Below are 13,043 nucleotides of genomic sequence, written 5' to 3'. Positions count from 1 at the left end.
ATGAGGGAAAGAATAAAAACATGGATAAACACAATGCAAAACATGCTGGATTACCTAACCCACTACGCCAACACCATTCTTGAACACTATCGCGATCCATATCACGGTACGCCGCTTTTCTTTGATGGCTGCAACACTTTTAATAATAAGCCAGTATCATGGAAAAATACCGACGGTACCGAATGGGAACTGTCCAATATTGCCAGCCAACAAAATTTGTTCCGCTTTTTTTATGGATTAAGCGCGTTAACCAATCAACCAAAATACAAACAAGCCGCGCAAGAGGCGATCCAATGGCATTTTGATCATGCCGATTCAAGTGGCCTTATTCGTTGGGGCGGTCACTCTTTTCTTGATTTGAAAACGCTAAATACCGTAGGGCCAGAAAATAAGAATATGGTGCACGAACTCAAACACCATTGCCCGTTTTATGAACTTATGTATGAAACTAATCCAAACGCCACCAGCCGAATGATAAAGGCGATTTGGAATTGTCATGTGACAAACTGGGACAATATGGAAATGTCCCGCCACGGCAGCTATGGATTAGAATTCGATGAAATAACTTTTTGGGACAAACCACAAAACAGACACCTAGAACCACTACGTGAAATGAAAGGATTATCTTTCGTCAATATCGGCAACGATCTAGTATTCAGCGCAGGTATGCTCTACAAGCTAGACAGCGATGAAAAAGCCCTTTCTTGGGCAGAATTTTTAATGAGTCAATACGTCAACAGCCGCCATCCAGACACAAAGCTTGGTTGTTACCAATACAATCGCCCATTAAAAACTGGCGACGCGCCAGAAGACGAAAATGATCCGCAATACACTTTCTCGTTTTGGGGCGACAGGGCGCAGCGACAATTTGGCCCAGAATACGGCGATGTGGCGAAAGAAGCTTGGGTATTGTTCAAAATGGATGAAGAGGCTCTTAATGGGCCAGAAGGAATTTATGGGGACTGCGGTCTAGCGCAAACGCTACTCGCAAGAGAGCTTGGTGAGGATGGTAAACAGCTATTAGATTGGACGACTGAAGGCTTGGAAGCTTGGGCGTATTACGCCTACGATGCCAATACAAATGAAATCAAGCCCATGTTCGCCGATGGCAAAGACCTAACAGGACAACAGATTCCTCGTTACGGTTATTATGGTAAAAAGGGCGTAGAAATTATTCGTCGCCCTGTTCCTTCTCATGTTTTTCTTGCTTACGTCACTAACTGGACAGAAAACTGCTCGGTTGGGAACCAGAGCAATATCATTTGGGCTACCGTCTGCGCTATGGCAAAACATTTTGATCTTGGCAACTGGGTAAACGATGAACCAAACGTCAATCTGCAAACCAAGGCAGACGAACCACTATTCCTATTTGCCACCTTAGAAATGTATCAAGCAACTAAAAACGCGAGCTACTTAACCCTTGCAGAAAAGTTGGGAGAAAACATATTTGAACGCAGTGCAAACCGAGAGCTTTTTACGGCTAGCCACAAACATATTCACTGCCGATTCGACGATATCGAACCGCTCGCCCTACTCAGTCTTATTGCCGCGAAACAAGGTCAACGTGAATTGGTGCCAATTTATCGCAGTCGCGGCGGTTATATTCACGGAGATATGATGATGCCTGATGGCAGTATCAAAAATACCATGGATGTAAAATCGATTTACCCTTGCACTCTATAAACAGAATTAAGACAAGCAACGTTAAAAAAAAACGCGATAACCAAAATAAAAAAAGACGCCCCGATAATATTTACCGTGGCGTCTTTGTTAAGCTCATTAACTGAGCCAATAGCACTGAGCCAGTAAGGCCGAGCTTGTGTTTTCGTCTTATTTTTTCTTTAAAGACGCAGCAGAGAAGGTAACAAATTCTTCTGCGCTTGTTGGATGAACACCCACAGTATCGTCGAAGTCCGCTTTGGTTGCACCAGCTTTGATCGCAATACCTAAGCCTTGAATAATCTCACCAGAGTAATCACCCACCATGTGTGCGCCAATGACTTTGTCGTCCACATTGTTCACCAATAGCTTCATCAAAGAACGTGATGTGCCGCCGCTTAATGTGTGCTTCATTGGACGAAAATCCGTTTGATAAACTCGGAAGTCTAGACCACGTTTTTCAGCTTCTTGTTCGGTTAATCCGACAGTACCGATAGCTGGCTGGCTGAAGACAGCAGTTGGAATATTGTCGTAATCGAAATTCACTTCTTTGCCATCGAACCAGTAAGCAATAAGCGCCATGGCTTCTTTGATAGCAACAGGCGTTAGCTGAATATTGTCGGTCACGTCCCCAAGGGCAAAAACACTTTTCGCAGACGTGGTGAAATTCTTATCAATAATCACTGCGCCATTTTTACCGGTTTTAATGCCCGCTTTTTCAAGCGCTAAAGAAGCAACATTAGGTACACGACCCGTTGCATAAAGAATCAAACCGAATTCTTCCGAGTGGCCATCTTTAAAATGCACTGTTCGAGCGCCGTTTGAATTAGTCGTATCGGCAAGCTCAACACTCTCTACGTCTGTATTCAAACGCACATCGATACCTGACTTTTTGTATTCTTCACTGGCAAAATCACGTACGTCTTGGTCAAAACCGCGAAGTAGCTGATCACCACGATAAGCAAGACTGGTTTCAACACCCAAACCATTCAAAATCCCTGCAAACTCTACGGCAATGTAACCGCCGCCAACAACAAGGGCTTTTTTAGGCAGTTCGTCTAGGAAGAACATTTCGTTAGAACTAACCACTAAATCGCTGCCGTTGAATTCAGGAATAAAAGGCTTAGCACCAACAGCGATTAGAATTCTCTCTGCAGTGTAGGTTTTACCATCTACCATCACAGTGTGTTCATCGACAAAGCTCGCATAACCCGAAATTAGCTCCACGCCAGCATTACCGAGTAAATTGCCGTAAATGCCGTTTAGACGCTCAATTTCTTTGGTCTTGTTGTCACGTAAAACCGACCAGTTGAATTTAACACCTTGATGAGACCAACCAAAGCCTGCAGCTTCGTCAAAACCATGGCCATATTCAGAACCATAAACAAATAACTTTTTAGGCACACAACCAACATTTACACAAGTTCCGCCTAGTGCACTACCTTCCGCAACGGCGACTTTATAACCTTTAGATGCTGCAACACGGCTCGCACGAACGCCACCAGAACCGGCGCCAATAACAAATAAATCGTACTGATAAGACATTCTGAGTCTCCAAAATTATTCACGATGTAATTATGAGAACAGTTTATCAGTCTCGTCCACTTAGAAGAAGGCTGATCAAATAACAAAGATCTATAAAACAAATACTAGATTGAAATTACAAGATTTAAGCAAGGCTAAATTTACATTTATCCTAATTCAGAAACCAAAATAGAATCTCGTTCTTTAATAAAATCAAAACTGTCTACTTTAGCTATTTTGTCTCTGTTTTCAGCGATGACCAACGAAAGCTAGGCCAGTAGTAACTAAAAATAATTAACAACAAAGTAAGCGGCCATGCACCGAAAAACACAGTAAAATCGCTATAATGCGGCATATCTTTCGACAAGATGACAACCAGAACACCTTTTAAACCATAGGTAAGAATCCATGCCAAAGAGACCTCTTGCCAAACTCGATCATATTTTGCAGTGCCATAAAAGGGAGACAGCTTCAAAGATGGAAGCGCATTTTCAGCCTGCGTTCGCACGACTGGTCGCCCTATCAACGAATAAAAACTAAAAACTATGATGACAGTGATAGATCCACCAACCGACAAAAACACACTTTCCTGCTTAATTCCAAAGAAGGTGAAACCATTGAGATATAAAAAATGGGCACTGCCAGAGATAAGGATAAGCGCAATAATGGAAAGTGATTTAGCTTGTTTAGATAACAATTCTAGAAAACCAGAGTAACAAGCAGTTAGCAATAGGGCAGCACCGGCACCAAGACTCCAAAATGCAATATTGTAGAGGATGACTGGTATAATAATGGAAAGTCTCGCTTCCGGTGACAGGAAATAGCTCATTGCTCCGATGGATTTTGTATCCGTCATCTAAAAGTCCTTTTCACAAGAAAGTATTTTAAATAAAAAATGTTACGCTTTAAGTCTCTAAGATATCATCAAGCGCAATAGATAATACGATAACTATTGCGAAAATAATTACTACGAATTGTCCTACAAGGAAGTCATTGATATGTTCGTTTTCATCATCCTCACTTACGTTGTCATCATGGCGCTCTATTTCTTGCGTAAAGAAGACGGTAATAAATTAATTATTGCCATGGCAGGACTAACCGCTATTCCTCTTTTTACCGACGATTATTGGCATTGGTTACAGCTAAGTGCGGCATTGAGTGTGGCGATCTTAGTCGTGGAGGGATATAAAGCGGGACCAACTGGTGGTGGAGCGATTGTTGCTCTTTTTGCTTTTTTTCTGGTCGCTTTTTTTATCAGTATCATCATAAAAACAGTATGGACTTTTTTTACCGACTTCAGCTTCTCGACTTTTCATCTAGACGGTCCACTTAGCTATGAATGGCCTACTTATGTTATTGCTTTATATGGACTCGCTATTATTCTTGCCCTAACTGCTATTTTCCGTAGCAATAAAGAGACTCTAGAATTACAGAACATCAATATTGCTGCATTAGGCTTCGCAGCTTTACCGCATTTCTGTGGCTCATTCCTTTATGGTATGGCACTAAGCTTAAGCATAGTTGCCATATTATTTTTACTCGCAATAATGAGAAAAATAGACTCGGAACAACGCTTCCTTTTTGCATACTCAACGTTAGGTATAATTCCTGGTAGCTTTTTAGTGAAAGGGATCATGATCGCCTTTTTCTGAAGAATACAAACAGGCTTGATATATCAAGAGATAGATCTATCTATAGCAATGAATGCGTAAATCCCTTTATGCCACCAACGCAACTGGGTATCATTAAGAAAATTCGCTATGGAATCATTCACATGAAATTTGTCTCTTTTAATATCAATGGTTTGCGTGCTAGACCACATCAAATAGAAGCATTAGTTGAAAAGCACATGCCAGATGTCATTGGCTTGCAAGAAATCAAGGTACACGATGACGCTTTCCCTCACGAGATTCCTGAATCTGTTGGTTATCACGCCTATTATTATGGACAAAAATCACACTACGGCGTTGCCATTTTTAGTAAGCAAGAAGCGACTAAAGTAGAATACGGTTTCCCAGGTGATGATGAAGATGCTCAGCGTCGTATGATCATTGCGACATTTGATACACCACAAGGTCCAGTAAAAGTATTGAACGGTTACTTCCCTCAAGGTGAAAGCCGTGACCACGAAACTAAGTTTCCAGCGAAACGAAAGTTTTATGCGGACTTAATGGAATATCTTGCGACTTACTCTTCTGATGAAAAAATCATCGTGATGGGCGACATCAATATTTCTCCAACCGATTTAGACATCGGTATTGGGGAGCCAAATGCAAAACGTTGGTTAAAAACAGGCAAATGTAGCTTCTTACCTGAAGAAAGAGAATGGTTTGCGACTTTGGCAAACTGGGGATTGACGGATACGTATCGTCAACTTAACCCTACCAAAAATGATCGCTTTAGCTGGTTTGACTATCGTTCAAAAGGCTTTGAAGACACACCAAAACGCGGTTTAAGAATTGACGTGATTATGGCTTCCAATGGCCTAATGCCCTACTTGGAAAATTCCGATGTGGATTATGATTTGCGTGCACTAGAAAAGCCTTCAGATCACGCACCAATCTGGACTAGCTTCAATCTGAGAGAATAAAAGTCATCTAGGCGGTCATTGTGCAATTATTATACAAAACCATATAATGACCGTCTTACTTGATAAGAGCTGCTACTCAACACCACTAGTCCCAGTCTTATCCACAGACAATGTGGATGGTTTTATTTTTACTATAAAGCTCAGCACGTAATTTGCCGTATTAGAAACGAGAAAAGACCATGAAAAACGAAACACTTACAATGGAAGATATGCTGCAACAATCATCTCAAGCGGCTACATTTCTAAAAGCACTGAGCAACGAAAACCGTCTGATGATTTTATGCCACATACTTGATCAAGAATTGTCCGTGACTGCTTTAAATGAAAAGCTTCCATTAAGCCAATCCGCTCTATCTCAACACTTAGCAGTGTTGCGAAAAGATGGGCTAGTTAATACTCGTCGCGAATCACAAACTATTTTTTACAGCATTGGCGACGCTCGTGTAAAAGAGTTAATCAAAACTCTTCACGGCCTATTTTGTCCGGCACTTTAGAATAGAAAAGAGTTTTATAGATAAAACTCTTTCAGTAAATCCGCCAGCAAGGCCGGCTGCTCTAAAGGCAACATATGCCCGCAGTTATCGACAGTTTTAACATCAAAACATTTTGAGCTTTTCATTTTTGCTAATACTGCACTCGACAATAAAGGATCTTCGCTTCCTACATCAAAACATAGTGGAAATTTGACCTCTTCAAGTATTAACAATAGATCTGGCCGAACCAAACTACTCTTTAATTGCTGAATAAATACCGCTTCCCCCAGTGCCTTATCCATTGCAAAAATAATATCAACAAGCACGCTTTTGTCCTTATTAGTCTGTCCCAACATAGCAGCAGCTTTTTTCTTTGGTATACCGTTGTAACCTTGCTTCAGAACCCAGTTGAGTGCAACTTCACGTTGCTGCTGTTCTGTTGCTAGCAGGCCGCTTGCTGTATTAGATAAAACCATTAGTCGCTTCACACGCTCTGGATACTTCAACGCAAACGCGCAAACCAAATACCCACCCATGGAAAAGCCAAGTAAGTTAATAGGACTTTCTGGCAATATCTCTGCAAGAACATCTACTATGGCTTCGATTGTCTCTTCCATAGGTATTGGCACATGTTGCAAATGTAGCGACTCGCCTAGCGTATTCTGTGTGAAACTCCAAAGACGCTCATCACACATAGTACCGGGCAAACAATAAATTTTCGTAACCAAAACACGCTCTCTTCAAATGAAAATTAATATCGTGTATCACGAAATCTTAGAAAGCTTGCAAACCTAGGGATGCCTCGCTCAGTAAAACCATGATATTTATAAATGACATTATCACCTATATTTGGAGGAGAGTTGCGCTCTTCATCTGAAAAGCCACTGCCTATTTTAAAGCGAATACCAGATGGCATTTCCACTAAAACAGACCCCATCATGCCATCGTATTTACCTGAACCGTTAAGAATCTCAATAACTTGTGCATCCGCTTCCATGTGAGGCTTTAACTTAAGCAAGTTATCAGTACGCCCCCTTTCAAACCGGGCGAGCTTCCTATGCAGCATCAAACCTTCTGCACCTTTATTTACATATGCAGCCAACATACTATGAAGCGCTTCGTTATTACGAACAGAGAATTGTTCAACAGGTCGAACGTGGGGAAGATCTAGAATCGTCAATAGACGAGTATAACGCTTATACCTTTCTTCAAAGGTCATGTTTCTTTCTCTGTCTGGCGCATCAAACACCATGTAGTAAATCTTACGCCATTCGCTGTCTACTGGAGTCTGTTTCCTCACAGTCGACATGATAAAAGAAAAATCATTATGTGTAGACCAAAGTTCTCCATCGAGCCAAACTCGTGGCAATTTATCAGTAAACCATTTAGGAGCAAAAATTGGATTTCCTTGACGAGTTACTAGCTTTTCACCCGTCCAGATAGCACGGATTCCATCGTATTTTTCACTAATAAGATACTCTTTCACATGAACATCTTCGGAAAACACATTGGCCAATTGCACATTAGGTTGTGCAAAAAGAAATAAGGGAAGCAAGCATAGCCATACGGCCAAACATTTTATTTGAAACATTATTCACTCCTTTGACAATAAAAGCGCTATTCCATAGCACTTAATTAAGCTAAACGATTTGATTTAAAGAATCAAATCGTTTGCACTGCGTAACTAAACAGTTATGCATAAAAAAAGCCCATATTTGTTACCAAATATGGGCTTAGGTATCACTTTTTTAAATCACTCTATTTACTTAGTTGAACAATCAATTTATTCATGCGGCTGACAAAGGTCGCAGGGTCTTCTAATTGACCACCTTCTGATAAAGTTGCTTGTTCAAACAACAACCAAGCCATATCTGAAAAGCGCTCTTCATCGGTTTCAGTATCCATTTTAGCAACGATTGGGTGATCTGGGTTCACTTCCAATGTCGGTTTAGACTCAGGAAGCTTCTGACCAGCTTGCTCAAGCAAACGGCGCATCTGCAGACCCATATCGTATTCACCAACCACTAAGCACGCAGGAGAGTTAGTTAATCGATCAGTTGAGTTAACACCAGCAACTTTCTCATTTAACACGGCTTTCATACGATCAAGAAGTGGCTTCATTTTCTCAGCCTTTTCTTCTTTCTCTTTCTTCTCTTCTTCGTTTTCTTGGTCAGCTAAATCTAGCTTGCCTTTAGTGACGTCTTGGAAAGATTTGCCTTCAAACTCTTGTAGAGAAGACATCATCCATTCGTCGATACGATCGCTCAACAACAAGACTTCAAAACCTTTTTTACGCAAGATTTCTAAATGCGGGCTGTTTTTCGCTGTATTGTGGCTCTCGGCGTAAATGTAGTAGATCTTATCTTGACCTTCTTGCATGCGCTCGATGTAATCAGCCAAAGACACAGTTTGTGCAGCTGCATCTGTATGTGTTGAACTAAAGCGCAACAAGCCTGCGATTTTGTCTTTGTTGCCCATGTCGTCAGCTGGGCCTTCTTTGATGACATTACCGAACTCATCCCAGAATTTTTGGTAATCTTCTGGCTCGTTCTTCGCCATTTTGCCTAGCATATCCAATACACGTTTCGTCAATGCTGAGCGCATAGAGTCAACCGCGTGATCGTTTTGCAAAATTTCACGAGATACGTTCAAAGACAAATCATTAGAATCCACCACACCTTTTACGAAACGCATATAAGGCGGTAGGAATGCTTCTGCTTCATCCATAATGAACACGCGCTGAACGTATAGTTTCAGGCCGCGTTGCATATCACGATTCCAAAGATCGTAAGGTGCTTTAGAAGGAATATACAACAAGCTTGAGTATTCCAACTTACCTTCAACTTTGTTGTGAGACCACTTCAAAGGCTCTTGGTAATCATGAGAAATGTGCTTGTAGAATTCTTGATATTCTTCGTCCGTTACTTCATTACGTGGACGAGTCCAAAGTGCTTTTGCAGAGTTAACCGCTTCGTATTCTGGCGCTTTGTTTTCATCAACTGGTTTAGGATTGCCCTCTTCGTCCATTTCTGGATAAACCGGTTTTTCCATTTCCACAGGAATAGAAATATGGTCAGAGTATTTAGTGACCAAATGACGAAGACGGAAGTTATCAGCAAAATCTTTTTCGTCTGCTTTAAGATGAAGTGTGATACGTGTACCGCGAGTTTCTTTATCGATGTTTTCAATAGTGAATTCACCAGAACCATCAGAAACCCAACGTACTGCTTGGTCAGCAGCAACACCCGCACGACGGGTTTCTACAGTCACTTTATCGGCAACGATGAAAGCGGAATAAAAACCAACACCAAATTGACCAATTAACTGACTGTCTTTTTTCTGATCGCCACTCAATTGCTCTAGGAAAGAAGAAGTACCGGATTTTGCAATCGTACCAAGGTTGGTAATCGCTTCTTCACGGGACATACCAACACCGTTATCATCGATAACAACCGTATTCGTATCTTTATCAAATTCAATACGAACACGTAGGTTTGGGTCTTCTGCGAGAAGGTCTGCGTTAGCGACAGACTCAAAACGAAGCTTATCTACTGCATCGGATGCGTTAGAAATAAGCTCTCGTAGAAAGATCTCTTTGTTGGAGTACAAAGAGTGGATCATCAAATGCAGTAGTTGTTTAACTTCTGTTTGAAACCCTAACGTTTCTTTTTGAGTATCAGTTGCCATGTTGTAGCTTGCTCCTATTTGAATGAACCTTCGGACAAAAACCAAAGGCGTATTTCGTTTCACTTGTGCCTCATAGATAAAGCCTCTTGGAGCAATTTCAAGAGGTTGCCTCACTAAAAAAAGTAAAAAGTCACAATAAACTTATGGATATAAACACGTTAGAGGCATTTGGGAAGGAACAAAGAAGATACCTGATCACTTTGCGATCAGGCTTTAGGTGTTTTTCCGAACCAAGGTTAGGCCATCCCCAATCGGAATGAGGGACAGTTCAACGTCTATATCATCATGAATGGTTTTATTTAACTCGCGAACAATCTTTGTGTCTTTATCGATAAACGCCTCATCGGCGACATTCCCCCACCACAGAGTATTATCGATTAACAAACAACCGCCCGGACGTAATAATTGTTTCGCCAATTGATAGTAGGTCAAAAGGTTTTGCTTATCTGCGTCGATAAAGATGAAGTCGAAGGTTTCACGCTCAGCATCTAGAAAAGATTCTATAACAGGCAAGGCTTTATCACAGTAGGTCGTAACACGATCCATCACGCCAGCTTGGTCTAAATAGCGAGTAGCAATATCCAGCCACATTTGCTTTTTCTCGATAGCGACTAATCTTGCTTCTTTTGGCATCGCCATCGCCATAGACAAAGTACTGTAGCCAGTAAAAACGCCAATTTCGAGAAGTTTCTTTGGCGCTTGTAGCTTAACCAACAAGGCTAACAACTGCCCCACTTCCGGCGACAGCTGCATACGAGCCATATGATATTGAGCTGTTTCACGACGTAAGGCTCTTAATAAACCGTCCTCACGAACGGAGACATCAACCAAATACTGGTAAAGCCTGTCATCAACATTAACGGTACGATTAACAGGCTTATCATCTTCAGGTAAAGGTTTAGGAAAATTAGGAAGCATGAGATTTCATAACGAGTCCGCGGCTCAAGGTTTTGAATGTTTTAGAACGGAATTCACGGCGATAAAGTACCGCTACAACCATCAAGCTGGCAGCCATACAGAAATACGGACCAAGGAACCAACCACAAAAAGCCATCGCAAAATAGAAAGCACGTAAACCGTAGTTAAATTGGTTTGCGGCTAGACTGCAAATTTGCGCCATATGCATGGCATAAAGTTCACGCTCGCTATCTTCGATACCACGCTCTGTCGCTAATGGCGCACTGCCAACTAATACGGAGCAAAAGTTATATTGTCTAACGGACCAAGTAAAAGTGAAAAATGCGTAAGAAAAAATTACTACTAAAACGATAATTTTCAATTCCCACTCTTGCTGACTCATCGGAGATAAAAGATAAAAATCCGATAAAATGCCAAGCGCTTTTTCTGAATAGTTAAAAGCGGTAAAAAGACCCGCAATAATCAACAAGCTGCTTGAAGCAAAAAACAAACTACTTCTTTCTAAGTTCGCCATTACAGAGGCATCCGCAATGCGATTATCTCGTCTAAGTAAGCGTGACATCCAAGCTAATCGAAACTGATGCAATACGCTTACCAAACAAGAGCGACGCTTAGAATTATATTGAGCATAAAAAGCATACCCCCACCAACACGCAAAAAAGACAAAAAGTGTTGCTATATCAAGGGGGTTTAACAGTAATGAAATAGAATGCTTTTCCATATTTTAACTCTGCTGAAAGAACAGTTTAGGGTGATAATATTAGACCACTTTTCACTTTACATGTCCCAGTTTCCGCTTAGAAAATTCAGCAAATCATTCTAAAAAAATAAATATAAATACTTCATCAAAAAACACTTGCATCGATAGAAAATATCGGTAAGATCTCGCCCGTCAACACGACATGCGGATGTGGTGGAATTGGTAGACACGCTGGATTTAGGTTCCAGTGCTTCACGGCGTGAGAGTTCGAGTCTCTCCATCCGCACCATCTTATTTGTTTCTTAGCACTCACCTCTTAAGTCAAATTACGAAATTACTAACCTTTTTATTAATTTATAAAACACTCATATCTTTATCATCACGTTTTTGGCATAAAAAAACCGAACCCATTTACTGAATTCGGTTCTATATAGTTACCTAGCCTCAAACCAAGTTACTTTATTTCAATTTCCAAGATACTTGTTTGCCAGCAAAGAAAGGCACAATTGGCTCTCCGTTCGGCAAAGTAATACTGTTAGGCACCTCCCAAGACTCACGAATCAAGGTCACTTTTTCTGTGTTACGCGGCAAACCATAGAAGTCAGCACCATAAAGGCTTGCAAAGCCCTCTAGCTTGTCAAGGGCGCCTAGCTCATCAAATACTTGTGTGTATAGCTCAAACGCAGACCAAGCACTGTAACAGCCCGCACAACCACAATCTGACTCTTTACGGTGTTTAGCATGTGGGGCAGAGTCAGTTCCCAAGAAAAACTTAGGCGATCCAGATTTAACCACTTCACGCAAAGCTTGCTGGTGAGTACTGCGTTTAAGCACAGGCAAACAATAATTATGTGGTCGAACACCACCATCTAGCATGTCATTACGATTCAACAATAAATGCTGAGGCGTAATTGTTGCGGCTACACCATCACGAGCCGCCAAGACAAAATCTACAGCCTCTTTTGTGGTTATATGTTCGAACACCACTTTTAGATTCGGCACTCGATCAACAATATTCACCATGTGCTGATCGATAAATTCTTTTTCACGATCAAAGATATCAATGTGTTTTTGCGTCACTTCCCCATGAATCAGCAACAACATGTCATTGTCTGCCAAGGCTTCAAAAACTGGATACAGTGACTCTAGGGAATTCACACCAGAATCAGAGTTAGTTGTCGCGCCAGCTGGATACATTTTGGCCGCCAACACTCCGGCTTTTTTCGCATCTTGAATATCTTGAACACTGGTTTTGTCTGTTAGATAAATAGTCATGACAGGCATAAAAGTACTACCAGCAGGACGAGCCGCTAAAATACGCTCTTTGTAGCTTAATGCTAACTCAGCAGTCGTAACCGGCGGCACCAAATTGGGCATCACTACAGCACGCTCGAAACAACGAGCCGTAGCTGGAACCGTCTCAAGTAACATATCTTGATCACGAAAATGTAAGTGCCAATCATCTGGCTTGATAATAGTAATTTCGTTCATT

General features: G+C 41.3%; 12 protein-coding genes and 1 tRNA gene. 5 read left to right on the top strand and 8 right to left on the bottom strand.

Annotated features, from left to right (window positions below; translation table 11 throughout):
* The first annotated feature begins 33 nt into the window (after window positions 1-33).
* Complete coding sequence (locus tag TY87_RS20365) at window positions 34-1,683, top strand: pectate lyase (RefSeq protein ID WP_232617195.1); 1,650 nt, start codon at window positions 34-36, stop codon at window positions 1,681-1,683.
* A 147-nt stretch (window positions 1,684-1,830) separates the two neighbouring features.
* Here TY87_RS20365 and gorA read toward each other — a convergent pair whose 3' ends face one another.
* Entirely contained in the window at window positions 1,831-3,204 is a 1,374-nt protein-coding gene (gorA, locus tag TY87_RS20360; RefSeq protein WP_100188462.1) for a glutathione-disulfide reductase, read from the bottom strand.
* Window positions 3,205-3,415: 211 nt separating this feature from the next.
* A complete protein-coding gene (locus tag TY87_RS20355; RefSeq protein WP_100188461.1) occupies window positions 3,416-4,039 on the bottom strand; it encodes a hypothetical protein in 624 nt (207 codons plus the stop codon).
* Between the two features lie 142 nt (window positions 4,040-4,181).
* On the opposite strand from TY87_RS20355, the gene TY87_RS20350 reads away from it, so the two are divergent.
* The 3 genes from TY87_RS20350 (at window position 4,182) to TY87_RS20340 (ending at window position 6,267) form a co-directional block, all read left to right on the top strand.
* Window positions 4,182-4,835: a hypothetical protein gene (locus tag TY87_RS20350; protein ID WP_100188460.1), complete on the top strand. Its 654-nt coding sequence runs from the start codon at window positions 4,182-4,184 to the stop codon at window positions 4,833-4,835.
* A gap of 122 nt (window positions 4,836-4,957) precedes the next feature.
* Window positions 4,958-5,773, top strand: a complete 816-nt coding sequence (xthA, locus tag TY87_RS20345; protein WP_100188459.1) for an exodeoxyribonuclease III — start codon at window positions 4,958-4,960, stop codon at window positions 5,771-5,773.
* A gap of 179 nt (window positions 5,774-5,952) precedes the next feature.
* A complete protein-coding gene (locus tag TY87_RS20340) occupies window positions 5,953-6,267 on the top strand; it encodes an ArsR/SmtB family transcription factor (RefSeq protein ID WP_048814012.1) in 315 nt (104 codons plus the stop codon).
* A gap of 14 nt (window positions 6,268-6,281) precedes the next feature.
* On the opposite strand, the gene TY87_RS20335 is transcribed toward TY87_RS20340, so the two are convergent.
* The 5 genes from TY87_RS20335 to TY87_RS20315 form a co-directional block, all read right to left on the bottom strand.
* Window positions 6,282-6,974 carry an alpha/beta fold hydrolase gene (locus tag TY87_RS20335; protein ID WP_232617194.1) on the bottom strand — a complete coding sequence of 231 codons (693 nt, stop codon included), beginning with the start codon at window positions 6,972-6,974 and terminating at the stop codon, window positions 6,282-6,284.
* Between the two features lie 23 nt (window positions 6,975-6,997).
* Window positions 6,998-7,837: a DNA ligase gene (locus tag TY87_RS20330; RefSeq protein WP_100188458.1), complete on the bottom strand. Its 840-nt coding sequence runs from the start codon at window positions 7,835-7,837 to the stop codon at window positions 6,998-7,000.
* Window positions 7,838-8,004: 167 nt separating this feature from the next.
* On the bottom strand, window positions 8,005-9,933 hold the full coding sequence (gene htpG, locus TY87_RS20325) for a molecular chaperone HtpG (protein WP_100188457.1): 1,929 nt from the start codon (window positions 9,931-9,933) through the stop codon (window positions 8,005-8,007).
* Window positions 9,934-10,146: 213 nt separating this feature from the next.
* Window positions 10,147-10,851 (bottom strand): O-methyltransferase, encoded by a 705-nt coding sequence (locus tag TY87_RS20320; RefSeq protein ID WP_100188456.1) that lies wholly within the window; start codon window positions 10,849-10,851, stop codon window positions 10,147-10,149.
* Window positions 10,841-11,572 (bottom strand): DUF599 domain-containing protein, encoded by a 732-nt coding sequence (locus tag TY87_RS20315; protein WP_084122625.1) that lies wholly within the window; start codon window positions 11,570-11,572, stop codon window positions 10,841-10,843. The genes TY87_RS20320 and TY87_RS20315 overlap by 11 nt, the downstream gene beginning before the upstream one ends.
* A 183-nt stretch (window positions 11,573-11,755) precedes the next feature.
* On the opposite strand from TY87_RS20315, the gene TY87_RS20310 reads away from it, so the two are divergent.
* Window positions 11,756-11,840: transfer RNA gene (locus tag TY87_RS20310), tRNA-Leu, on the top strand.
* A gap of 170 nt (window positions 11,841-12,010) precedes the next feature.
* Here the strand turns inward: TY87_RS20310 and pyrC are convergent.
* A complete protein-coding gene (pyrC, locus tag TY87_RS20305) occupies window positions 12,011-13,042 on the bottom strand; it encodes a dihydroorotase (protein ID WP_100188455.1) in 1,032 nt (343 codons plus the stop codon).
* Window position 13,043: the final 1 nt, after the last annotated feature.

Source organism: Marinomonas sp. BSi20584 (genome assembly GCF_002792415.1).
Classification (GTDB): domain Bacteria; phylum Pseudomonadota; class Gammaproteobacteria; order Pseudomonadales; family Marinomonadaceae; genus Marinomonas; species Marinomonas polaris.
Note: the sequence above shows the minus strand (reverse complement) of the source record. Positions and strands in the feature narration are given on the sequence as shown.

Bases quoted from the DNA above. Each gene is read 5' to 3' on its own strand.
- TY87_RS20355 (WP_100188461.1), bottom strand. From the start codon at position 4,039: ATGACGGATACAAAATCCATCGGAGCAATGAGCTATTTCCTGTCACCG.
- pyrC (WP_100188455.1), bottom strand. From the start codon at position 13,042: ATGAACGAAATTACTATTATCAAGCCAGATGATTGGCACTTACATTTT.
- TY87_RS20340 (WP_048814012.1), top strand. From the start codon at position 5,953: ATGAAAAACGAAACACTTACAATGGAAGATATGCTGCAACAATCATCT.
- gorA (WP_100188462.1), bottom strand. From the start codon at position 3,204: ATGTCTTATCAGTACGATTTATTTGTTATTGGCGCCGGTTCTGGTGGC.
- TY87_RS20330 (WP_100188458.1), bottom strand. From the start codon at position 7,837: ATGTTTCAAATAAAATGTTTGGCCGTATGGCTATGCTTGCTTCCCTTA.
- TY87_RS20315 (WP_084122625.1), bottom strand. From the start codon at position 11,572: ATGGAAAAGCATTCTATTTCATTACTGTTAAACCCCCTTGATATAGCA.
- TY87_RS20365 (WP_232617195.1), top strand. From the start codon at position 34: ATGCAAAACATGCTGGATTACCTAACCCACTACGCCAACACCATTCTT.
- xthA (WP_100188459.1), top strand. From the start codon at position 4,958: ATGAAATTTGTCTCTTTTAATATCAATGGTTTGCGTGCTAGACCACAT.
- TY87_RS20320 (WP_100188456.1), bottom strand. From the start codon at position 10,851: ATGCTTCCTAATTTTCCTAAACCTTTACCTGAAGATGATAAGCCTGTT.
- htpG (WP_100188457.1), bottom strand. From the start codon at position 9,933: ATGGCAACTGATACTCAAAAAGAAACGTTAGGGTTTCAAACAGAAGTT.
- TY87_RS20350 (WP_100188460.1), top strand. From the start codon at position 4,182: ATGTTCGTTTTCATCATCCTCACTTACGTTGTCATCATGGCGCTCTAT.